This window comes from Vibrio sp. Vb0667, from assembly GCF_033391095.1.
In genome coordinates this window covers 240,313-264,373 of the sequence record NZ_JAWPOL010000004.1, presented here as the reverse complement: position 1 = coordinate 264,373, position 24,061 = coordinate 240,313, and the positions used below count along the sequence as shown (strand labels likewise).

Genomic DNA, 24,061 nt, shown 5'->3' with positions numbered 1-24,061 from the left:
GCGGTGATTACCTTAGAGCACCCAATTTTGATTTCAACGACATTGTTTTAAATCTATGAAGAACCTAGAAATAATGAGATATCGTTAAGTACCGGTCACGAATGTGCTCAATAAGCAGCTTCACTTTGTTCGGTGGTTGACGAGTAAACGGATACACCGCGTAGATACCCAACTTTTTACCTACTAGTTCAGGAAAAATATCCACCAGTTGGCCATTGCGAATATCATGATACACCAAGCATCGCGGGACGTAAGCTATACCATGGCCGCCCAGAGCGGCTTTACGTAATGCGGTCGCGTTATCAGTAGAAAAGCAGCCCGATACTTTGACGATGTAATTGCCATCTTCTCCTTTAAACTCCCAATCCGTTGCACCTGTGGTTTGGTAAGCGTATTGCAGACAATTGTGCGTGGTGAGATCAATCGGCTCGATCGGTTTCCCATTTTTAGCGATATATGAAGGGGACGCGCATACCACCCATTGGGAATCGAGAATATGTCGTGCGATCAAACTGGAGTCGGCTAGGTAGCCAGTTCGAATGACTAAATCGTAACCATCAGCCACTAAATCGACAAAGCGGTTATCCAATGACATGTCCACAGTCAGACCCGGATGAAGGTTACAAAACTCGGCAACAGCATCAGCAAGTATCAAATCTCCAGAGATACACGGCACGGACATTTTTATATGACCGCTCACATTCTCTCCAAAGCCTGCAACAGCATCCATAGCCTCCTGAGTGGCCTGCTTCACATTTTTAGCACTGTGGAGTAACACCTTACCTGCCTCAGTCAAGGTTAATTTGCGCGTTGTTCGATATAATAGCTGAGCCCCTATTTCTTCCTCCAACCTCGCCATTCTTTTGCTAACTACCGAATTTGTAAGGTTATTTGCCTCTGCAACCTTGCTAAAGCTGCCAAGTTCGATTACTTGAGAAAATAGAATTAAGTCGTCTGCTCTCATACCATTATGTCACTTTTGGAATTAATTATTTTCATTATTTCCCTATATCAACAAAAAATAAAGGAGTAAATTCACGCCAAATTAACAAAACCATTACAACAAAAAGTCACCTCTACAGCGGATTGACACCGTTCGAGAAGTCAGCGTACGAAGGATGTACAAATGAGTGAAACCCTACTTGCCCTAGTGGCATTTTCGCCAATTGTTGTTGCCGCCATCTTATTGGTTGGTCTCAACTGGCCTGCTAAAAAAGCCATGCCTGTTGCGTTCGGTCTAACCGTCGCTATCGCACTTATGTTTTGGGATATGTCAGCCAATCGCGTACTGGCTTCCGTATTCCAAGGACTGGGCATTACTGTCTCTGTTCTATGGATCGTGTTTGGTGCCATCTTCTTGCTCAACACTTTAAAACACACTGGAGCGATCACCACAATCCGTAATGGATTTACCGATATTTCGGCTGACCGCCGTGTACAAGCCATCATCATTGCTTGGTGCTTTGGCTCGTTCATTGAGGGCGCATCTGGGTTCGGTACCCCTGCAGCAATCGCTGCACCACTACTGGTTGCAATCGGCTTCCCTGCGCTAGCCGCTGTCCTTATGGGCATGATGATTCAGTCAACGCCTGTTTCATTCGGCGCGGTAGGCACGCCTATCATCGTAGGTGTAAACAAAGGTTTAGACACCCATAACATCAGTGAGTCGTTGGCCGCACAAGGTGCAACGTGGGAAATGTACCTGCAAGATATCACAGCGCACGTTGCTGTCATTCACGCAGTCGTAGGTACGATGATCCCGGTATTAATGGCGATGATGTTAACACGTTTCTTCGGCAAGAACAGAAGCTGGAGTGAAGGTCTGGATATTCTACCATTTGCACTATTCGCTGGTGTCTCTTTCACCGTTCCATACGCGTTAACCGGTGTTTTCTTAGGTGCAGAGTTCCCTTCACTTATCGGTGGTTTGGTTGGTCTGTCTATCGTTGTTACCGCAGCGAAAAAAGGCTTCTTAGTACCAAAGACTAAGTGGGATTTCGAAAGCGAAGACAAGTGGCCTGCAGAGTGGTTAGGCTCGCTAAAAGTCGATCTAAACGACAATCCGGGCAAGCCAATGAGCATCGTAAAAGCTTGGGTTCCATATGTAATGCTGGCAGTTATTCTCGTCGCAAGCCGCGTAAGCCCTGAGCTGAAAGGCTTTGTACAAAGCGTAAGTTTGTCGTTCAGCAACATTCTTGGTGAGACTGGCGTTAGCGCTGCGATTCAGCCGTTATACCTTCCTGGAGGCATTCTGGTGTTTGTCGCACTACTTGCTGCAATGTTACAAAGCGGTAGTGTAAAGCCATTGCGTGAAGCGTTTGGCGAGTCAAGCAAAACACTGATTGGGGCGGGTTTTGTCTTGGTATTTACCATTCCGATGGTTCGTATCTTTATCAACTCAGGCATCAACGGTGCTGACCTAGCAAGTATGCCCGTCACAACCGCAAACTTCGCCTCTGACCTTGTTGGTTCTGCGTTCCCAGCGCTGAGTGCCACCGTTGGTGCACTGGGTGCGTTCATCGCTGGCTCAAACACGGTATCAAATATGATGTTCAGCCAGTTCCAATTCGAAGTGGCACAAACGTTGTCTATTTCGAGTGTGATTGTTGTATCACTCCAGGCCGTCGGTGCTGCCGCAGGTAACATGATTGCGATTCACAACGTTGTTGCCGCATCAGCCACGGTAGGTTTGCTTGGTCGAGAAGGCGCAACATTGCGTAAGACGATTATCCCTACGTTCTACTACATTGTAATGACAGGCATTATTGGATTGGTGCTGATTTATGGCTTCCAAATGACAGATGTCTTAATGAAGTAACGCGAAACGCAGGGTTTGCAGCCCTGCCTAATTTGACACAGCTGTCTGCACTACTACCCCGACATGTTGATTTAGCTTGCTACATCAATTCCCCCGACAGCTGTGTCACTCTTTCCAGTTTGCATAACTGATTGAGTGATTTAAAAAATTTTTCAACCAATTATGTAAATGGGTTACCAACATCACCGGTTCAAACGTAAGTGAACCATAGGTAACTATACTCATTTTGATGTCTTCACTGCTTTGCGATGAAGGCTCAACGAAAGAGCAAATTGCTCCACAACTTTGCTTAGAATAACCGCTAGGACACCATTATGATTATCTCAGCTTCTACTGACTACCGCGCTGCCGCGAAAGCCAAGCTTCCCCCGTTTCTATTCCATTATATTGATGGCGGCTCTTACGACGAACGCACGCTGAAGCGTAATACTGACGATTTAGGTGATGTCGCTCTTCGCCAACGCGTCCTACGCGATATGACAGATTTGAGCCTCGAAACCGAGATCTTCGGTGAGAAACTGGCAATGCCAATCGCGCTAGCTCCTGTTGGTCTAACTGGTATGTACGCGCGCCGAGGCGAGGTGCAAGCAGCAAAAGCAGCCGAGAAAAAAGGCATCCCATTTACTATGTCGACTGTTTCGGTTTGTCCGATTGAAGAAGTCGCACCTGCAATTGAACGACCAATGTGGTTCCAGCTTTACGTGCTTAAAGACCGTGGCTTTATGAAAAACGTACTTGAGCGTGCAAAAGCAGCAGGTGTAACAACGCTGGTGTTTACCGTTGATATGCCAGTTCCTGGCGCACGTTACCGTGACATGCACTCAGGTATGAGTGGTCCTAACGCAGCCATGCGTCGTGTATTCCAGGCGATGCGCCACCCAAGCTGGGCGCTGGATGTGGGTCTACTTGGTAAACCGCACGACTTAGGTAACATCTCAACTTATCGTGGCGAACCAACAAAGCTAGAAGATTACATCGGCTGGTTAGGCGCAAACTTCGACCCTTCTATCTCCTGGAAAGATCTTGAGTGGATTCGTGATTTTTGGGATGGTCCAATGGTTATCAAAGGCATTCTGGATGAAGAAGACGCGAAAGATGCGGTACGTTTCGGCGCAGATGGCATTGTGGTATCTAACCATGGTGGCCGTCAGTTAGATGGCGTACTTTCAAGTGCTAAAGCACTACCAAGCATTGCGGATGCGGTAAAAGGTGATCTTAAGATCTTCGTAGACTCTGGTATTCGTACTGGTCTTGATGTCGTTCGTATGCTCGCACTTGGTGCAGACTGTACGCTTCTTGGCCGTTCATTTGTGTACGCATTGGCAGCACAAGGCGGAGCAGGCGTTGAAAACCTACTGGATCTGTACGATAAAGAAATGCGTGTAGCAATGACGCTGACTGGTGCTAAGTCTATCGCGGATCTTTCACGCGATTCGCTAGTGAAAATCCCATAATCTTTGCAATCGAGCAAAACAGAAACGAAAAAACGAGCCAACAGTGGCTCGTTTTTTATTGCTCTTCAACCCGATAATTTGACGAGCAAGCTAGCTAACTTGGTGAACGTACTCGATCACGACTTGGTTTCCGTCGATAAACACGTTACTGATATCGCCATCCACCGTCACACGATTTTGTAAATAAACGGTACCAGATGCAGATAGATCACGCTCCGTCAAAGACGGAATCACCTGACCAGGACGTACATGTAGCTGCTCGCATAGCTGTTTTACAAAACCTAGCGTCAGTGGAGAATTACCACGTAACAAGCCAGAAAACTCGTGTAGACTCAAACCAAGGCGCTTCGCCATTTCCATTTGAGTGATGTGCATTTTGGCTTTTTGTGACATCCAGATGTCGTAGAGCGCGTTTCGATCCAGCTCTGTAAATTCCATATCTGCCTCCGCTAATTCAAGAGCCAATACACTCTCACACTTACTTAAGATAAATGTTAGCGATAAGTCAGAGAAGTTATAATTGATCGTCCAAATATCAACCCTCAATCATTGGTAGCGTACCTCTGAACATGCATGAGGCGGTCGCTCAGCAAAACGTAAAGGTAACTCTCTTGTCATTGGAAGGAAAAGTCCATCTCGGCGGTTTAGACATAAGTAAATGATTTAAAGGAAATCACTGGGGTGAAGGAGTAATATCTGCTACCTTTCCTTCCATGGTTCACTAGAAATAAGTTACATATGCCACAGTGGTTTACCGAATTACAAAGCTACATTGAAACGTCTCATCAAAATTGGAGTGGAAGCGTCCTTTTCATTACGCTCGCTAGCTTTATAGCTTGGATAGCTTGGCGGCTGATTCGCTCTCGCCTCGCTGCGCTCGTAGAGAAAACGCCCTTCCACTGGGATGACATGTTGCTTGATGCGCTAAAAGCGCCAGTCAGTACACTCATTTGGTGTTGGCCTGCAACCGTCTCTATCGGCATCATATTAGAGAGCGAGCTCAACGATAAAATAAACTGGTTAAGTACGCTGAAACTGATTTTAATCATCAGCATCTTCGTATGGACCGTTATGCGGCTCATTACCAATGTTGAAGAGCATGTACTCGAACAAAAGAACCGAGATGAAACAACAGTACAAGCGATAGCTAAGGTCGCGCGCCTGTTCTTTATTACCGTCGGAATTCTAACCGTAATGCAGGCATTTGGTCTGTCACTATCGGGCCTACTTACCTTCGGTGGTGTTGGTGGTTTGATCGTCGGTTTAGCGGCGAAGGATTTGCTGTCTAACTTTTTTGGAGGTCTTATGATCTACTTCGATCGTCCATTTAAAGTTGGCGATTGGATCCGTTCTCCAGACCGACAAATAGAGGGGACGGTAGAACGCATTGGCTGGCGTATGACCATTATCCGAACTTTCGATAAGCGTCCACTGTATGTGCCAAACTCAGTGTTTAGCAGCATTGTCGTAGAAAACCCATCTCGCATGCTGAACCGACGTATCTACGAAAAAATTGGACTTCGTTACGACGATGCTGAAAAAATGCCGCAAATTATCACCGCGGTAAAAGAAATGCTGAAAAATCACAAAGACATTGATGCACGCCAAACACTTATCGTCAACTTCGATACATTCGGTCCATCATCATTGCACTTCTTTATCTATACCTTTACTAAAACCGTGAATTGGGTGAGATACCATGAGGTTAAGCAGGACATACTGCTTAAGGTAATCAACATCATTAAAGAACACGATGCAGATATCGCGTTCCCTACTCAGACGCTTAAGCTTGATCCTATACAAATGGTAAAAGCGGAAGAGCAAGAAGATCACGGCTTCTAGTTCTCACCAATACCCAAATAATCAAGCCCGCTGTGTTTAAGCGGGCTTTTTATTTTTCTTCGCATGAAGTGGTTATTGTTGCGTTAACACCATACGTGCATTCAGCGGTTGGATTGGGCGATTGTTTTTCCCCATTACTTCCGAAAAAGATTTTATCTGCTCAGGAGAAATAGTTTGTGCTTCTTTCATCACCAACCAACGCACACCTTCAGAGCATGGCGGTGTCGTTAGTGAGCCGTTAAAGCGGTAGTAGTCTTTATCACTTGGGATAAGGGCATCAGCATCAAATGGAACCTTGATGGTAACATCTTGATCTTTAGTTGGAATGTTAGCTAGCATCTTAGCTAGATCTGGGTTCGCGTCACCCAGTTTAAAGAACACCGCGACAACAGCTAGATGACCTACTTTGTCGGCATGCACAAAGTGTGCTTCTAGAGGGTATTCTTTACCGTCCACATGGTTTTCAGATGGCGTATGGAAGTGGAACTGTTTCAACGTAAACTCTTTACCATCAATGGTGAGTGTGTTTTTACCTTCTAAACCAGTCTGTAAAGTGTGACCGTTGTTCAGCAGTGAAATTGCCTTACCTTCGTAGTCGAAATTCAATTTTTCTAGCTTCGCTTCGGTCGCCGATTCAATGTTGATTGGGCTCTGGTTTTGACCTTTTGCGCACTCAGATGCAAACTCACCCCAATGAGCAGGTCCATGGTTTCCCTCGTAGCCCCAGCTTGCTGCATAAGCTGTTCCTGTAAATACCAGTGCCAAACCTAATGTTGTTAGTGACTTCTTCATCATTTTCCTTATTTCTGAAAGTTAAATTCCGTGAGAATAAAGCCATACTAATCTCACAAAATTAAGCAGTGACAGAGTGAAAACTATGATTACAAAAGATTTTTGGAATAGAAGCCTCTAATGATGTAATTGACATGATGCTCAAAATTGAACGTCAACGATTATTGAGTCGGTGTAAGTACCTGCAGGAGGGGTCGTTTGGCTGGTTAGTATCTGCGCGCGATAATTATAATTCTGTGGAGTGATACCATCAGGAATAGAGCCGCCAGTATCGACGTCACTGTGTTCACGACGTTCAGAACTGGTTCCTCCCCAGCGATCCATCGATGATGACTTATAGATTTCATACTCCAAATAGTGACCACTAGAAATCATTCGTCGCTGACCGCCGGACGCATTTAGGCCGTCATTCAAGCCAATGGAGAAGGAACTATTCTTGGTACAAGTTAACGATATAACCTGACTGACTGGTTCAAAACCGGCCACTAATGGGGATGAACCAAAATCAATATCTGGCGCTGTGATCATACAATCAGGGGTCACTTCCAACTCAACCGTAATCACGCTTTGAGCGCTGCCATTGGCGCGGCCAATGCATACCCCTAGAACCCCGATACCCTTACAGTAATCCCAAATCCAGGATACGGTGATTTGGTCTTTATAAGTCCCAGCGGAAAGATTACTACCCGCTCCCGTCCGAGCATAAAGCGGAAACTCAGCTTGAGTGCCAAACAACCCGAGTAAATCGAGTAACCCGATTTCAAAAAAATTGTAAGTTTGGCCGAATACATACTCTTGTGAAAGACCTGGATCGCCAAAAATCTGATAGCTGAGCTCCGAACTCGGATCATCCTCATTTAATAGCAAACCATTATTTATACTGTTAAACGTTGCTGATACGTAGTCGCCACTTAACAAAGACACAAGTGTAGAAAAGTCACACGTAATCCCCGCATGAGGCTGAGCTGAGCTTTGCTGCTGAGAGCTTGAAACAGTAAACGAAGAAACATTGCCAAACAAGATTAAAGGTGTTGCCGCCGTGAGCTGACAAGCCATTGTCGAGAACGAGAAAAAGAGAAGTAGGCTAGCAAACCAGCTGCGCAAAATCATAGTGCGGTCTCTTCTTCGGCTTTGATACAAACCTGCTCAGGCAATGTTTGTATTTTTTGACTCTCACGCTGATACAACCCCTCAATAAACACTTTACATGGCGACTGTCCTTGAGGATAAAACTGAATATAGCGGCCTGGGTCAACGCCTTCAAAGTACGTAAAACCATCCCAACCAATTTGGCTTGTTAAGCCCGTTTCTGAGCGGCCATATGTACCAATCGGAAGGAACAAATGATTTTCGTCTACCACCGTCATGCTCAGTGCAATTTGTAGCTCTATTGGGAACTCTAACAGGTAGCCGTAGCCCGAATGTATCGAAGCAAACTGCTCTGTTGCAGAAAACGCAGCATTGGCAGGTAAATTAAGTGGATCGATTTCATATTTGGCGGTGTAATACGCCGTAGCCCAAGGAACAAGTAAGTAACCTTCATCGTCTGTCACTCCGACAATTTGATTTTCATATTTAACCGGAATACCTTCAAAACCACTGGTGCTCACCACAGCGAAGCTGTCATACACTTCATTCGCCGGGAATATTTCTCCATCCAACGTAGAGACCGAACCTGCCATTTCCGCAAAATAATCATAGTCGCCACTGGTGCCATTTAACCCCGCTCTGAACTGCGCCCATGACGCACGGTAGGTCAAATCAGCCTGTTTACGGTTTTCTGGGTGTTCGTTAATATCATGCGCTAAATTGACGCCCCACCCACCTCGTATTGGCGCAAGGCGGCTATAACCCACTCGCCCTCGCACATCGCCATCGTCCTCTCTTTTCAGCGTTAGCCCCGAACTTCCCCCCAAAGAACTGAAAGGTAGAGAGAATTGCGCCAGCGTAACACTCTGACCACCAATACTATGGTTGTAAGAAAGGGACATATTGATATTAAAAGGCAGAGCGTAGCTATAAGTAAGATTTAGGGTACGTGAATCTGAGTCGGATTGTTGAATATCAAAGTACCCACCAGAAAGTGAGCCCCAATCTCCCAAACGGACTCCCATATTGATTTGTGATAGATGACGCGACGCGAGTGAAGCGTCCTTGCCTTCATCGAGCATTTCATAATTTGGTAAATGAGATAAGGTATAAAAGTCGGCTTGTTCTACTTGAGTTCGAGCAGCGAAGCTAAACAGCCGAGACTGATAACTATAACCTAGCGCATATGAGGTAGATTGATCCTGAAAATTACTCACACGAAACGAGGCATCCACCGTACCCAAGTTGAAAGCATTGGTGACAAAGCCCAGCCCCGCAACGATCAGGTCATCTTTTGCTTCAGCTTGAGCTTGAGCTTCTAATGTTAACCAATCAGTCATGCCATGACGCAGAGCGGTAACCACGCCACCGTCTCCATAGTCGTTAGATGCATTACCGAAATTTTCTCTGATCGCACCAATACTCGCACTGTAAGATGTAAATCCGGTCTTGAGTAGATCGGAAGAGAGAAAAAATGGGCTGGTCATGACCGTTTGCTTACCCTGAGCATCCGTTGCAATTACCGTTGCTTCCCCAGCACCAGAGAGCATTGGAATATCGTTAATAATGAAAGGACCGGGCCCAACATTCATTGAGTCAGTTTTAAAGCCATTGATAAACAAATCTAACGTAGTGGGCGCTGTGACTTCACCGTAAAATGCAGGTAACGGCGTCGTCACGACATCCGGACGCATAGAGAAATCATGTGATAACTGAATACCCGCCAGTCTTACTGGTTGGCTCCAAGATAAAGGGCGAACAATATAGTCCCCTACCTCCATACGAATTCGCTTCTCTTGATTGACGTACTCGTAACTCGTATCAAAACGAGTGTACTGGCTGCTTTGCTGGGACTGAACATCGCGATGAAAGTTAGATTTAAATATCCCGGTAGTAGAAAAAACGCCAAACTCAGAAAAGGCTCTGACTTCATGATTTATAGAAACCTCCTTTTGTCGGCTTTCGTTCTCGTACACACCAAATACGTTGTAGTTAAGCAGGCCACCACGCCCAAACTGAGCCGGGGAAAATCGCCCCATATCCTGCGCTGATAAGCTCTGCATCGGTAACCAATTAGGCGGTACGTCAATTGTAAGTTGCAATGACGATTGCAAGTAACGCACGTTAACTCCTGGGATAGACGTAACCTCAAGTCTCTCTTCAGTTCCAGGCAACGACTTGGCGGTAACCCCAACTGAAATGAGGTCCTCCCGGAGCAAAAAGAACTGATCGCCAACTCGCTCAACTTTCGCAACAAGCCCTGTTGCTCTTTGATTGATCACCAACTCCAGATTGAGGCTAATATTCTCAAACTTTTCTAATGAGAAATTTTCAGGACTCGGTAGCTCAGAGAAGTGGTTTGCTGAATTTGCACAAAGACCAATACTGCTCCACGTTACGCTAAGTAATACCAACCACAAGAAAGCATTCATTGTATTAAATCTATTCATTATTGCTTCAATGGTATTTGGTAACGTTTACCTCCAATATTCGCGCTCAAACTCAAGGGTCTGACATTACTATGGGGAATAGACCAAACCTTATACTGTTCAGGAAGAATATAGCCAGCTAGTCCATCGGAAATAACGACAGGATCTTTATTTGGTAGATTCAACTGTAAATTCACTAAGCGAACATGGTGTTTTCCTGAATTTTTAATGTGAACAAAACGCTGATTATTTTTCTTAATAAACTGTGCCTGTAAATCACCCCATAATTCACTGTCACGGTTTGGTTTTTGAGTATCAGTCAGCCCTTTCCCGTAAATAAACAAAGGTATCGAGTAACGCATTCGGACTTTGACAGCGAGTTCATTTTCCGTCAATTCTGTTTGAGGGTTTTGAGTTGGCGGTAATTCATCTATGATCACTCGGTATGCATACTCCTTACCCGCAGAGGCCTCATCTTGGTTGATGATGCGGATTAACTGCTTTTCACCTGGTTCAATTTTGACAAACGGAGGGGTTGCAATTAACTGGCTTTGACTTGAATAGCTATCTTCTCCTTCGTTTTGTTCCCACTTAAAAATTCTCACCTGTAAATAAGACTCAACACTGCCTTTATTTACCATCCAAAGTGATGTTGCATTACTCTCCTCTGATATTTTGGGGTAAATCGGCCAAATTAATAATGAGTTAGCGTTGGCATTTGAGAAAAAAACAAAAAGGAAGGTTATTAATAATAGTTTTTTGAGTATGAATTCCATTTCACCCCTCCAAAGTTCACTTACCACTCTAATGTCAGCGTAAGCGTATCCATATAAATTCCAGCCATTTCATTCCCATTTATTGTCGCCTTTGCCCAGATAGGAAACTGAATATTATCTGGGTCTTGGTCGGTATCGACGGAATATTGCGTGTCAATATCAAGCACCTGCGTATAATTTAGATCCTGAAACAAAAAGTAATCTACCGTTGTCGCTTCTTCACTGTGCTTTAGCTTACGTACACCATCCGATTCATTCATCCCGCCATTTACGGAAACATTCATCGTAATACCCGGAGTACAACTTAATGTGAGTGATGAACTGTAAGTGATGCTGCCTTGTACTTCCGTAGCGTAAACTGAAGAATGCTCACCAAAATCTAACGTGCCTATTTGCCCGGCTTGGGTTGCGCTTTCTTCTTGTACTGCGCCGTTAATCAAACAACCTGTATCTACGGTGGCAGACACCTGAAAAGTTTGTGTCGCATCAGCCAGCACAGTTAAAGAGCACAAACTCATCGCGACAAATGAAAAGCCCCTAACAACCAGCGTCACGTTTTACCAGCTTAGCGTCACACTGATGGTATCGGAGTATGTGCCGGCAATGCTGCTCGTACCGTAAGCTTTCGCAAAAAGCTCAATAGTTTGCGATGTTGCACTAGTAAATTCAGACAGAGCTACCGTCCCACCTTGTATAATTTGTGTGCTTCGGTCTGAGTCGGTAAACAACGTATAATCAATAAATTGCGCGCCATTTGACATCGCGTAGGTACCAACGGTCGCACTTGCATCATACAATCCGGTGCCCAATGTAAACGTCGGTGTCACACCATTACTACAAAGCACTTCAATACCCGTCGCACTACCACCATTTACCACACCATCTTGTTCACTGAAGATTGCAGGCACGTCTCCAAAGGCGAGTGAGCCAAAGCCAACGCCAGAAGCTGCATCTACCGCATTATTTCCATTAATCACACAACCTTGTACAAGGTTAATTGAAACATCAATCGTACCGCTCACTGACGCTCCACTCGCTTGCCAACTAAATGAGGTTAAGAGCAGAGGCATCATCAGATAAAATCTTTTCATATAAAGCTCCATTTTTACATTCCACTGTATATCGGTAACCTTTTTATTAGTTATAGCTCAATTATGACAAACCAAATGCATATAAAATGTAAAACAATAAAAAGAAGCAGGATAAGGATAAAGACGAACAGCAAATAAAAACATTAAACTTAAAAATGACGATTTTTAAGCATGTAACTCTAAATAATAACCACTAAAAACAAATGGTTATTATCTTATTCCAAATACAGAATCGACAATGAGTTAGAAGGTAGGGCGAAGTTGAGTGGAAAAAATCTAAAAAAAGTAGCAGAACGATACGAGATGTTTAGAAAAGATTGGCGACCATTTCTTCCCGAAACAAAAATCTTCATGAAACAAAAATGCGCCCCAAAAAGGAGCGCATTTCTTACTTGAATAAGTTATTCCCAATCAAGAATAACCTTGCCTGACATGCCGCTGCGCATGACGTCAAAGCCTTCTTGGAAATCATCAATCTTGTAGTGGTGCGTGATGATTGGCGATAGATCCAGACCAGATTGGATCAGTGAAGCCATCTTGTACCAAGTTTCGAACATTTCGCGACCGTAGATACCTTTGATCACCAAGCCTTTGAAGATAACTTGGTTCCAGTCGATACCCATGTCTGATGGTGGAATACCGAGTAGTGCAATGCGACCACCGTGGTTCATTGTGGTTAGCATTGAGTTGAATGCTGCTGGGTTACCAGACATTTCTAGACCAACGTCGAAGCCTTCTGTCATGCCTAGCTCAGCCATTACGTCTTCTAGCTTCTCTTCAGCCACGTTTACTGCGCGTGTTACACCCATCTTACGAGCAAGTTCTAGACGGTATTCGTTCACGTCTGTGATCACTACGTGGCGAGCACCAACGTGCTTTGCTACTGCCGCTGCCATGATACCGATTGGGCCAGCACCTGTGATAAGCACGTCTTCGCCTACTAGGTCGAAAGAAAGTGCTGTGTGTACTGCGTTACCAAACGGGTCAAAGATAGACGCTAGGTCGTCAGAGATCTCGTCTGGGATCTTGAACGCGTTGAACGCTGGGATAACCAGGTATTCTGCAAATGCGCCTTCGCGGTTAACGCCCACACCAATCGTGTTACGACATAGGTGAGTACGGCCGCCACGACAGTTACGACAATGACCACACGTGATGTGACCTTCGCCAGATACGCGGTCACCGATTTCAAAGCCACGAACTTCCTGACCAATCGCAACCACTTCACCCACGTATTCGTGACCGACAACCATAGGCACTGGAATTGTCTTTTGTGACCATTCGTCCCAATTGTAGATGTGTACGTCTGTACCACAGATAGCGGTTTTCTTAATTTTGATCAGAATGTCGTTATGGCCAACTTCAGGTTTATCAACCTCAGTCATCCAGATGCCTTCTTCAGGCTTTAGCTTTGATAATGCTTTAATTTTCATAATGTAACCTTAATTAAAGGCCCTATTGTCTAAGGCCTAGAATCTTAAATAAGACCCATGTCCTTACCAACTTGGATGAACGCGTCGATTGCACGGTCTAGTTGCTCGCGAGAGTGCGCCGCAGACATTTGAGTACGGATACGTGCTTGACCTTTTGGTACTACAGGGAATGAGAAGCCGATTACGTAGATGCCTTTCTCCAGCGCACGCTCTGCAAATTCTGCTGCTACTTTTGCGTCGCCAAGCATGATTGGGATGATTGCGTGGTCAGCACCACCCATTGTGAAACCAGCGTCTTCCATACGAGTACGGAAGTGTGCTGCGTTTTCCCATAGACGATCACGTAGGTCACCGCTCTCTTCTAGTAGATCTAGAACGCGGATAGAAGCGCTTACGATTGCTGGTGCAACAGAGTTAGAGAATAGGTATGGACGAGAACGCTGACGTAGCCAGTCAATCACTTCCGCTTTACCAGATGTGTAACCGCCTGAAGCGCCGCCCATTGCTTTGCCTAGCGTACCAGTGATGATGTCTATACGGTCAACCACGTTGTGGTGCTCGTGCGTACCTGCACCTGTTTTGCCCATGAAGCCAACAGCGTGAGAGTCATCAACCATAGTCAACGCGCCGTACTTCTCTGCCAGGTCACAGATAGCCGGAAGGTTTGCTACTACGCCGTCCATTGAGAACACACCGTCCGTTACGATAAGAATGTGGCGAGCACCTGCTTCTTTCGCAGCGATCAGTTGTTGCTCTAGCTCTTCCATGTTGTTGTTTGAGTAGCGGAAACGCATTGCTTTACATAGACGAACACCGTCGATGATTGACGCGTGGTTTAAAGCGTCAGAGATGATTGCGTCTTCTTTGCCTAGAATAGTTTCAAATAGGCCCGCGTTTGCGTCGAAACATGATGTGTAAAGAATCGTATCTTCTTTACCTAGGAACTTAGAAAGCTTCTGCTCAAGCTCTTTGTGGATGTCTTGCGTACCACAGATAAAACGTACTGAAGCCATACCAAAGCCGTGCTCGTCCATGCCTGCTTTACCCGCTTCGATAAGTGCCGGGTGGTTAGCAAGACCAAGGTAGTTGTTCGCACAGAAGTTTAGTACTTCTTCACCAGTAGAGATTTTAACAGCCGCTTGCTGTTGAGACGTGATGACACGCTCTGATTTGTAAAGGCCTTCCGCCTTTACTTCTTCGATTTGCTGCTGAATCTGTTGGTAGAATGCAGAAGACATTTGAAATTCCTTCCTAGTTATTTTGGCGAGTATTTACTCGTTTAGAATTAGGCTTAGCCTTTATGTGACGGGCGTCACGGGCTATCACTCATCAATTAATTGTAGTGTAATTCAAGGAAGGAGGAAGGATTATACCTTAAGGTGGAAAAGCATTAATGAATCCTAGGCACAAATTCGATTAATGCTTTTCTATGAGTTTGTTATAAAAGGAATTATAGCCAGGTAGGCTTAGCCAAAAGTGCTTCAAAGTCCTTAGCAGGTAATGGTCGGCTATAGTGGAAACCTTGTCCGAACTCACAGTTTAGGTTTTTCAGGTAATCCACATGACGCTGTTCTTCGATGCCTTCTGCGACGATCTTAAGATCCAGCGCTTTTGCCATTGCTATGATTACGTTCACAAGCTCGCGGTCTGAGTCGTTCTCGAACATATTTTGCATAAAGCTACGATCAATTTTTAAGCGGTCGAACGGAAACTTCTGCAAGTAACTCAGCGCAGAATAACCAGTACCAAAATCATCAATAGTAAGTTTGGTGCCTAACGCTCGTAAGTTATTAAGCATGTCTAATAGCTCAGAATCGTGATTGAAGAGGAGACTTTCTGTCACTTCAATATCGAACTTATCTGACGGAAGACCAGACTCCTCAAGGCTGTGTTTAATAAACGTAAGTAAGCGCTCGCAGTACCTAAATTGAACACTAGAAAAGTTTACAGAAACAAACAACGGAGTCAGACTCTGCCATTGTGCCGCTTGTCGACACGCTTGTTGAATAGCAAACTCACCAATTTGATGAATTAAACCATTTTTCTCTGCAATAGAGATAAACTCTTCAGGGTTTACGAATCCGTACTTGTCATCATTCCAACGCATTAGCGCTTCTGCCCCTACGATTTTACCACTACTCAGCTCAATAATTGGCTGATAATACAGCTCTAACAACTGATTGGAGATCGCACTTCTCAGACGATTTTCCAGATCTAAGTAGCGTTGCAAGTCTTGGTTCATATTATGGTTATAAAAACAAAAGCCATCACGCCCATCTTGTTTCGCCCGATACATTGCCATATCTGCACATGCAAGAAGCTGCTCAGCGTTGTCTCCATCATCCGGGAACACAGACATTCCGACGCTGCTACTCAAGAAGAATTCATGGTTGTTCCAAACAAACGGATCGTTAAACGCCGAAAGTACACTTGAAGCAACTCGCTTTGCAGTATCATTATCAGGCAAATCAGGGATGACGAGTAAAAACTCATCCCCACCAATTCTCGCCAATAAGTCTGTTTTTCTCGCGACTTGATACAGTCGCTGAGCACTGAGTTTAAGGATTTCATCCCCAACAAAGTGTCCCATTGAATCGTTAATCTGCTTAAAGTGGTCTAAGTCGATGAACATCACCAAAACTTTAGACCCACTACGCGATGCCCTAATTAACTCCAAAGCCAATCGCTCGGAACCATAACTACGATTAGGTAAATTGGTTAATGTGTCATATTTAGCTTGGAAGGCGAGTTCTTTTTCAGACGCTTTTCGACGTTCAATTTCGTTCGTTAATTTTTTATTCTGTTGAGAAAGAATATCTTTACGCTTTTTTTCTTCCTCAAGCTTAATTTTCAATTCAATCCTATTATTGTTCGTGATGAATGCATAACATAAAGCAATGACGATCATAACGGCCAGAATACTCAAACCAATAATAAAGAGCCGTGATGTAAATATATCTCTTTCACTCAAAGGCTCGAACCACGCCATCAATTTGAAGTGATGTTTATCCACAGGAACTTCAAAGTAAATTTTTCCGTCTACAGCCTCAGAAACGAAATAATTCTCATCCTTATTGTGAGAAGGTGTTTTATTTATGGTATCCCATACAACCATTTCCACGTCTTTTATTTTTAGCACCATTCGGCTATAACTATCTTCGTGTTCTTGGTTAGTAAGTTGGTCAATAACAATATTCTTATTAAGATCGGCAATTAAAAAGGCAACAGGCTTTCCGGAGAACTTAACTTGCTTAATGACTTGAATGCGAACGTCATCATTGTATCGCGTCGCACAAACCTCTTCGGGATGCCCGTGTTGAGTCATTAAGGTCTGTATGTCCATTTTGTGCTCGGCAAGGTTTTCAGATCCAGTGGTGACAATGGTGACTCCATCACTGCCTACCAGCGTGAGCTTCTTATAGATTTGGCTGCTATTAATTAGCTTACTGTCTATCTTCTCATCGAAGCGACGCTTTAAATTAATTAAACTTGCACCTAACCCATACTCCATTGACATGCCAGAAGCTAAATTACCAAAGAATGTTTGTATTGTTTTATCTGTAGCTAGATTATCAACATCTTCACTCGCTATGGTAAATAAATTATCGAGTGTGCTTGCATAACTTTTTACTTTTAAATCTAGTTCTCTGTATTGAGATTCTTTTAACTTATTTTGACCTACGCTAGTCACAGTAATAAGCATAGCTAAGTAAATTGAAACTAATATTGCGCTTATTGTAATAAATCTTTTACTGGAAAATTTTTTAACGGCCTTATTCATCGGACTTTCTTTTTATCTTCTATAAAGTAATCGTTATAAAAGTAGTAAATAGATGGATAGTATTTTTTTACTAGTTTTTCGTATGAACCGTCTTTTTTTATCGAGTCTAAATAACGATCAAATGCTTTGCGTAATTCAGGGGAATTTTTACGGAATGCAACAGCCATTTTTTGATTTTCAGATATAGGGCCAATGACTTTTATTTCACCCGGCCATTTTTCGAGGGCAATTAGCGTATCCGCAACATCTAATAATGTGCTTTCCGCATCATTTTTCATTATCGCTGGAACCATCTCATTAAGGAGACGCGCCCCATCAGGTAATATAACTTTTGCACCTGTGTCATATAAGTCATAAAGGTTAGGATCCAAGCAAGAATGTTCTAAAGCTAACACTTCGCGACCATCGATCAGCTGCTTGACGTTTTTAACATCTTCATCGACCGACCCACTTGGTTTAATCGGGCTCAGACTAGAGTCGGATCTGGAAACCAACCATACACCTGAAGGAAAATAATCTTGTGAAAAATCGACAACCTCAGAGCGCCAATCAAGAATAGTAACGCCATTTGCGATCAAATCGCCTTCAATTGGAACACTTTCTCCGACAACAGCCTGCTTGTTGTGATATTGCACATTTTGCCCTGTCAACTTACCAACCACGTCGCTCCACTGTGCTGGAACATACTGGTACTGAACACCTAACGACTTGGCAAAACCTTTTATTATCTCTACATCCAAGCCAGTCAAAGTTTCCACTTCACCTTGTTCAATATAGGAGACAAAGTTAGCGTACGGGACACCAATGTGACGCAGTACACCGCGTTCACGGATTTGTTGTAAATCGTCTGACCAAGCGGCAGACGACGCAACAGAGGTAACCATGAGCGCCACCGTCGCTAAAGTTCTTTTGAATGTTATGACTGACATAATAATATCCTTACCTTTCACAAAGCGCCCAATAATGGGCGCTTGAGTGATAAACAACGATGTTAGAACGACGAGTAATACAAATTCGTCATCGCCACTACGAGCCCTTCCACATCTTGTTCGTCATGGAACAAATGCGTAGAGATACGCAGCGCGTAAGTATCAAAGTCATCATCCTTATGCAGCTTAAAGCTAGTCGTACGGATGATGTAACCATACTCTTCACGTAAACGATCTCGGAATTCCGTCAGTATCTCTTCATTAGTTACATCGGGGAACGGGTTAACCGTCGTTAAGCCACTGGTTAAGCCTTCCACGTTTGGTGAATACATTTTGGCTTGTGGTAAGTACTCTTGAAGCAAGGTTTTACATAAACTACCAAGGCTTACAACTCGCTCTTCGATACGGTCTCGACCAATCTCATCCCACATTTTGCAACTATCAACTAGTGCTTGTTTCGCAGGATAGTTATCGTTACCAATGTATTGCATTTGCAGCTGTTTACCTAGGTAATCAGCATGAGAAAGTGAGGAGTTGATCAACCATAACGGGTTCTCTCGGTCACTCCAATACTCATTCAAACGGTTACCGTTATCACGAACATACAGAATACCTGTCGCGCCCGGACCACACTGCCACTTATGACCAGATCCTGCATAGAAATCACAATCCATATCGTGGAAATCAAGGTCAAACATACCGACCGTATGCGCGCCATCAACAAGAGTAGGTACACCATACTCTTTTGCTAAAGCACAAATGGCTTTTGCTGGTAGCGCGGTTCCTGTTTTGTATGTGATATGAGAGAAAACAATTAGGCGAACGTTTTGATTCGCATCAAGCGCGTCTCGGAACGCTTGAATGTAATCTTGCTCAGAAACGTTTTCGGTACCAGTAAATACTGGTAGTTGAATTTCTACCACATCCACACCAAAACGATGTTTCGCTACGTTCATAGGTGATGTTGCAGCAATATGTTCATGGTGTGTCGTTAGAATCACATCACCTGGTTCAAAGTGTAAGCCATTAATGATCGAGCATAAGCCATCAGTAGTGTTGCGGCTGAGAATGATCTCTTCTGGGTTAGCACCAAAACCTGGTGCGACGTCTTTAACCATCTCAGAAACATACGGCCAAGAGCCAAATTTGCCTTTCATATCCCAAGGGTATTTAGCCACCAGCTTGTTGTTATGCTCGTAATCTTCAAGAACATGTTTTGGCATTGAACCTGTTGTACCAATGTTCATGTAAGTGGTTCGTTTATCCAAAACGAACTGTCTTCGCACTTTACGCCAGAAGCGCTTATCGTGTTTTCTACCTAGCCCGCGGCTGCTCCAATCAATTTTCTGTTCTCGTGCTTGAGCTACGCCTGAGAAAGCGGAAGCACTCACACCAGCAACAACAGCTCCTGTTGCGCCTTTCAGAAAATTACGGCGGCTGCTATTAGTCTGAATAGATTCCTTGTCTTTCATCTTTTTCAATCCTTGTCGGAAATTAGCCATATTATTAATTTTAAGTGCGTAACTATCTGTTACTAAAACATTATTACCCATTACAATCAGAGTTTAATTTTTTCCTCTGCCATTAAGTGACTTTAGTTCCAATTTTTTATCTTATTTGATGATATAAGCAACAGTTTGACCACAAATCTATAAACAACAATGTTCACATTAATATATTCGTTAATTTGATTATTCTTTATTGCGGACAATTCCACCAAATTCTTTATAAAACAATTATGAGCTTTGTTATAAAGTCATTAAAAATTTAACTTTGCGTTAATTTAAAAATATTCAGGCTATTTTAAGATTGGCGTCTATTCTTTTTATATCTTAACGATCTCAACATGTTAAGACTAAATAAAAGAAAGCTGATTTCGGATCGAGATATCAGTTTAAGACCATAAAGTGATACACATCACTCTATGACATAAACTCACCGCTCAACAGACATAAGTACAACAGGTTTTCACTAATATGTGCTTGAGCGTACACCCTAAAAGAAGGAGGTCCCATGTTAAAAGGATTGCTATGCATTTCAGTTGCATCCGCTCTTGTCGCCGCCCCTAACGTGCTAGCGAAAACGGTAGAAATGACTGCTCTCAACACCAATGAGAGTGCGGGTACCATTGAGATTTCACAAAGTGATTATGGCGTTGTTTTTACGCCTCAATTATCAGGTTTGTCAGCAGGTGTGCACGGTTTCCATGTTCACACTAATCCATCTTGCGATAGCATAGAAAAGGATGACAAAACCGTATTAGGCGGCGCAGCAGGTGGCCATTATGATCCTAACAACACAGGGAAGCATGGCTATCCTTGGACCGATGACAATCATTTAGGCGACTTGCCTCCACTCTATGTGGACATGGACGGCAATGCCAATCAGCCCGTTGTCGCGCCTCGCCTAAAATTATCAGATTTAAAAGGTCGAGCGTTAATGATCCATGCAGGTGGTGACAATCACTCCGATCACCCAAGTAAGCTAGGTGGTGGCGGCGCTCGCGTCGTATGTGGTGTTATTGAATAAACATTAACTTATGTCTCACACTTCTCTTTAGATTGCGAGAAGTGTGAACTTCTGTTGATATTGAGAGGATGTTGCATTGGTCTCAAGGTAGCTGTGGTGAAGCATTAAGATCGATTGAACAATCTTCGTCCCGATCCCCAAAGAACCGCCCTCCGCTTCTTCCTCGATGTGATTGACGAAGGTAAAGTGGATACGCGACTTATCCTCACTCAAATGTGCTTGGCAATGCACTTCCGAGCCGATTGGGCTGTGGCGCAATGCATTTTCAAGCAGGTTCAATACCAACCGCTCCAATAGCCCCTTGTCACCCACGGTTTGGATTTCGCTATCGATATCCACTTTCAACACCACTTCTTTACGAGAAAACTGGCTCTGCATCGTTTCGGCACATTCTGCCATCAACGCGCCAAGATCTACGGGGCGGTACTCGTAGTTTGGCATTGGAGCTTCTTTGCGCGCGGCGTCTAACAAAGAATGCAATTGAGTTGAGAGCTTCTCACAATTTCGGAAAGCGACGTCAATCAAAGGATCGGATTCCGGATGTTGCAAACGCCACGTTTCCAAATAGCCAAGCACGCTCGATAACGGCGTTTTTAAATCATGGCTAAGCTGCAACAAGCTTTGACGACGATGAGACGATTGATACTCCAACTGTAAAAACTGCTGCTGAATGTGCTTCGCCATCATCTGATAAGAGTGCGCAATCGGCACGAGCTCCGGCACTTGGTGAGTAAAATCAGGTTGCAGGCGGAAATCATGTTCAGCTTGTTGTTGAAGTTGCTTGGTCACACGTTCAATCGGATTCAATAGGCTACGTTTGACCAGCACATAAGCCCCAAGAGCAAAGCCTAAAATGGACACTAAGACCAATCCTGCCAGCGCGATGTAAGGAGTATCGACTTGAGCATTGGCAATGGCGTCATGTCGGGTACTGCCAATCACCACGTAGAGATAACCGATCGTAGAGCCTAATTCTTCTATCGCGGCGACAGAAAAGACTTTGTGCTCACCACGATTACGTGGGTCTTCACCCAAAATAGGAAAAGGTTGGTCATTTAAGAATTGCTTAATGGGATTGAGATCCACCTTCCCCATGATCTCCGCCCCTTCCGGTGCTGCATGGGTGGTGATGTTACCTTGGCTATCGAGGAAGTAGATTTCAAAATCAGGGCCGATCAGCATGAGCGTGTGAAAAATCGACTTGAGCGCTTTCGGATTGTAATCCGTCCCGATCATCAGCGGGTTATCATCACGCATGTGGCTAGCTAGCTCTTTATGCAGGCTTTGTTTAGTGCGTAACTCGATGGTTTCTTTTTGCCAATTGTAAGTCAGTGCAATCACCACCGCCGCGAGGCAGAACCACAAGCTAGTAAATACTACCAAGCGAGATTTGAAGCTCATCCTATCGCCTCCTTAAACAGCGGTGTTTCCGAAACACCCGTGATGATTGAAAAATGACGGTGAAAACAACTGCAGACTTACTGTCTTGGCTTGATGTTTTGACTTACTTTCTTGCATTAGTGTCTTGGTTGAAACTTATACCCAACACCCCAAACAGTTTGAATGAAGTGATGATCAGAATCAGACAACGACAATTTGCTGCGTAAACGGTTAATGGTGCTACACACCGTGTGGTGATAACCAGAATGACTAGTGTTCCAAACGTGATCGAGCAATTCATCTTTACTGTAAACTCTGCCCGGACGAGTCGCGAGAAACTGCAGCAAAGTAAACTCTGTCGCGGTAAGAGTGACGTCTTTGTCGTTTAGGGATACTTGGTGCAACTCCGGAATGATTCTTAGCGGACCAAAATCCATCGCATCGTCGAGGACTTCATTTGCCACCTTTGCTTCTGCGGTTTGGCTGACTCTGCGTAACACGTTTCGCACTCGTGCTTGGAATTCTAATACGCTAAATGGCTTAGTGATGTAGTCATCAACGCCCGCTTCTAAACCGTCAACCTTGTCCATTTCACCGTCTCTGGCTGTCAGCATGAGCACTGGGCTCCAATCTTGTTGCTGACGCAAATAATGGCAAATGTCTAGACCATCACCATCTGGTAAACCTCGGTCAAGGATCAATAAATCAAAGGGTTGTTGCTGGTATTGCGTTTTAGCATCGGCGACATTTGTGGCTCGCGACACTTGGTGTCCTTGAAACTTGAGATGCATCTGAACCAGCTCTGCCAAATCATCGTCATCTTCCACCAACAAGATGTTCGCGACTAAATTGATTGCCTGTTGTTCCATGGTCCTTTCCTTGCCTTCGAGTATCCTCACTTTGCACATGACCGGAACAAATTAGAAATTCTTTCAAAAAAGGTTCCGATGACGCCATGAGGGATAAAGCGCTCGGCTACAAGCGCTTTGGAAAGGAGACGTCATCGGAGCCTGTGTTACTCGACTCGAGTGATGGTGACTTTCGCACCTGGGTTCAAGAAACGATGGTTCGCAGAGAGTGCTGAGTTTGCTAATCCATCATCTTGGCTAACAACACCCGCATGGAATGCAACAACGTCACTGCTGTCATTACGAGCGGCATTGAAACCCTCACCGCCACCTGCTGGGCCCGGAATGGTTGCGGCAAGCTCATCATTCAGTTCCGTGCCGGAATCCCAAACGTTCATGCTCATTTCATAGCTTTCACCCACTGCGAGCGATTTGAGCGATAGCCCCGTTTCACCAACAAAGGCATCATTGGTATTCACAAACATAGACGCCACAGACAAGTAACCGTAACGACTAGGGTCAACCGTGATGGTGACTTCGTCCGATGCACCCGGCAACACCAATCCATTGCCCGAAATGCCTTGGTAAACACTGTCATTGCTGTTCATCAACTCAATCAGCTCAGCGTTACTCCCGCCTTCGGCAAGATGCTCAAGTTCAACAGATGCGGCTTGTCCAATTTCAAACAGTTGGTAGTCACCATTGTGAGTGAGTACCGCGAGCGGAGACATAGGTTGATTCGCAGTCAAGTTCGCCACGTTGACGGTGTAGCGGTACGATTTCACTACATCGTTATCATCATCGCTTGGACAACCGGCGAGCAAGCCGACTGAAGCTGCAACTAGTAAGATTCTGTATTTCATACATCCC

Annotated in this window: 20 protein-coding genes; 4 read left to right on the top strand and 16 right to left on the bottom strand. The window is 44.4% G+C overall.

Features of this window, described 5'->3' with window-relative positions; genetic code table 11:
* Positions 1-64: 64 nt before the first annotated feature.
* Positions 65-964, bottom strand: coding sequence for a LysR family transcriptional regulator (locus tag R8269_RS07905; RefSeq protein ID WP_005375112.1), 900 nt, complete (start codon positions 962-964; stop codon positions 65-67).
* A 162-nt stretch (positions 965-1,126) separates the two neighbouring features.
* On the opposite strand from R8269_RS07905, the gene R8269_RS07900 reads away from it, so the two are divergent.
* Together R8269_RS07900 and lldD are read left to right on the top strand one after the other, a co-directional pair.
* The gene (locus R8269_RS07900; RefSeq protein ID WP_005375111.1) at positions 1,127-2,818 is read left to right on the top strand and encodes an L-lactate permease; all 1,692 of its coding nucleotides are present in this window, start codon (positions 1,127-1,129) and stop codon (positions 2,816-2,818) included.
* A 314-nt stretch (positions 2,819-3,132) separates the two neighbouring features.
* Positions 3,133-4,272: an FMN-dependent L-lactate dehydrogenase LldD gene (lldD, locus tag R8269_RS07895; protein ID WP_005383962.1), complete on the top strand. Its 1,140-nt coding sequence runs from the start codon at positions 3,133-3,135 to the stop codon at positions 4,270-4,272.
* 90 nt (positions 4,273-4,362) lie between these two features.
* Here the strand turns inward: lldD and R8269_RS07890 are convergent, their stop codons facing one another.
* Positions 4,363-4,710 (bottom strand): helix-turn-helix domain-containing protein, encoded by a 348-nt coding sequence (locus tag R8269_RS07890; protein WP_005375109.1) that lies wholly within the window; start codon positions 4,708-4,710, stop codon positions 4,363-4,365.
* A gap of 300 nt (positions 4,711-5,010) precedes the next feature.
* Here R8269_RS07890 and R8269_RS07885 point away from each other — a divergent pair, with 300 nt between their 5' ends.
* Positions 5,011-6,114, top strand: coding sequence for a mechanosensitive ion channel family protein (locus R8269_RS07885; RefSeq protein WP_005375107.1), 1,104 nt, complete (start codon positions 5,011-5,013; stop codon positions 6,112-6,114).
* Positions 6,115-6,186: 72 nt separating this feature from the next.
* On the opposite strand, the gene R8269_RS07880 is transcribed toward R8269_RS07885, so the two are convergent.
* The 11 genes from R8269_RS07880 to R8269_RS07830 form a co-directional block, all read right to left on the bottom strand.
* The gene (locus R8269_RS07880) at positions 6,187-6,906 is read right to left on the bottom strand and encodes a carbonic anhydrase (RefSeq protein ID WP_005375106.1); all 720 of its coding nucleotides are present in this window, start codon (positions 6,904-6,906) and stop codon (positions 6,187-6,189) included.
* Positions 6,907-7,047: 141 nt separating this feature from the next.
* Positions 7,048-8,016 carry a spore coat U domain-containing protein gene (locus tag R8269_RS07875; RefSeq protein ID WP_171342459.1) on the bottom strand — a complete coding sequence of 323 codons (969 nt, stop codon included), beginning with the start codon at positions 8,014-8,016 and terminating at the stop codon, positions 7,048-7,050.
* On the bottom strand, positions 8,013-10,427 hold the full coding sequence (locus R8269_RS07870; RefSeq protein WP_318222506.1) for a fimbria/pilus outer membrane usher protein: 2,415 nt from the start codon (positions 10,425-10,427) through the stop codon (positions 8,013-8,015). Before R8269_RS07870 ends, R8269_RS07875 begins: the two co-directional genes overlap by 4 nt.
* A gap of 17 nt (positions 10,428-10,444) precedes the next feature.
* Positions 10,445-11,200 carry a molecular chaperone gene (locus tag R8269_RS07865; protein WP_318222503.1) on the bottom strand — a complete coding sequence of 252 codons (756 nt, stop codon included), beginning with the start codon at positions 11,198-11,200 and terminating at the stop codon, positions 10,445-10,447.
* A gap of 20 nt (positions 11,201-11,220) precedes the next feature.
* Positions 11,221-11,718: a spore coat U domain-containing protein gene (locus R8269_RS07860; RefSeq protein WP_198556883.1), complete on the bottom strand. Its 498-nt coding sequence runs from the start codon at positions 11,716-11,718 to the stop codon at positions 11,221-11,223.
* A gap of 39 nt (positions 11,719-11,757) precedes the next feature.
* Positions 11,758-12,303: a spore coat U domain-containing protein gene (locus R8269_RS07855; protein ID WP_005375099.1), complete on the bottom strand. Its 546-nt coding sequence runs from the start codon at positions 12,301-12,303 to the stop codon at positions 11,758-11,760.
* Between the two features lie 389 nt (positions 12,304-12,692).
* A complete protein-coding gene (tdh, locus tag R8269_RS07850; protein ID WP_005394871.1) occupies positions 12,693-13,724 on the bottom strand; it encodes an L-threonine 3-dehydrogenase in 1,032 nt (343 codons plus the stop codon).
* A 44-nt stretch (positions 13,725-13,768) separates the two neighbouring features.
* On the bottom strand, positions 13,769-14,962 hold the full coding sequence (locus tag R8269_RS07845; protein WP_005375095.1) for a glycine C-acetyltransferase: 1,194 nt from the start codon (positions 14,960-14,962) through the stop codon (positions 13,769-13,771).
* Positions 14,963-15,174: 212 nt separating this feature from the next.
* A complete protein-coding gene (locus R8269_RS07840) occupies positions 15,175-17,505 on the bottom strand; it encodes a putative bifunctional diguanylate cyclase/phosphodiesterase (protein WP_005375094.1) in 2,331 nt (776 codons plus the stop codon).
* Positions 17,502-18,434 carry a transporter substrate-binding domain-containing protein gene (locus R8269_RS07835; protein WP_005375093.1) on the bottom strand — a complete coding sequence of 311 codons (933 nt, stop codon included), beginning with the start codon at positions 18,432-18,434 and terminating at the stop codon, positions 17,502-17,504. The genes R8269_RS07840 and R8269_RS07835 overlap by 4 nt, the downstream gene beginning before the upstream one ends.
* A 62-nt stretch (positions 18,435-18,496) precedes the next feature.
* The gene (locus R8269_RS07830) at positions 18,497-19,906 is read right to left on the bottom strand and encodes an aminotransferase class V-fold PLP-dependent enzyme (RefSeq protein ID WP_213910488.1); all 1,410 of its coding nucleotides are present in this window, start codon (positions 19,904-19,906) and stop codon (positions 18,497-18,499) included.
* A gap of 541 nt (positions 19,907-20,447) precedes the next feature.
* Here R8269_RS07830 and R8269_RS07825 point away from each other — a divergent pair.
* The gene (locus R8269_RS07825) at positions 20,448-20,963 is read left to right on the top strand and encodes a superoxide dismutase family protein (RefSeq protein WP_104976434.1); all 516 of its coding nucleotides are present in this window, start codon (positions 20,448-20,450) and stop codon (positions 20,961-20,963) included.
* 27 nt (positions 20,964-20,990) lie between these two features.
* Here the strand turns inward: R8269_RS07825 and R8269_RS07820 are convergent, their stop codons facing one another.
* From R8269_RS07820 to R8269_RS07810, 3 genes are all read right to left on the bottom strand, one after another.
* Complete coding sequence (locus R8269_RS07820; protein WP_053303867.1) at positions 20,991-22,364, bottom strand: sensor histidine kinase; 1,374 nt, start codon at positions 22,362-22,364, stop codon at positions 20,991-20,993.
* A gap of 116 nt (positions 22,365-22,480) precedes the next feature.
* Positions 22,481-23,212, bottom strand: coding sequence for a response regulator transcription factor (locus tag R8269_RS07815; RefSeq protein WP_041053947.1), 732 nt, complete (start codon positions 23,210-23,212; stop codon positions 22,481-22,483).
* A gap of 146 nt (positions 23,213-23,358) precedes the next feature.
* Positions 23,359-24,054: a spondin domain-containing protein gene (locus R8269_RS07810; protein WP_005443001.1), complete on the bottom strand. Its 696-nt coding sequence runs from the start codon at positions 24,052-24,054 to the stop codon at positions 23,359-23,361.
* Between the last annotated feature and the right edge of the window lie 7 nt (positions 24,055-24,061).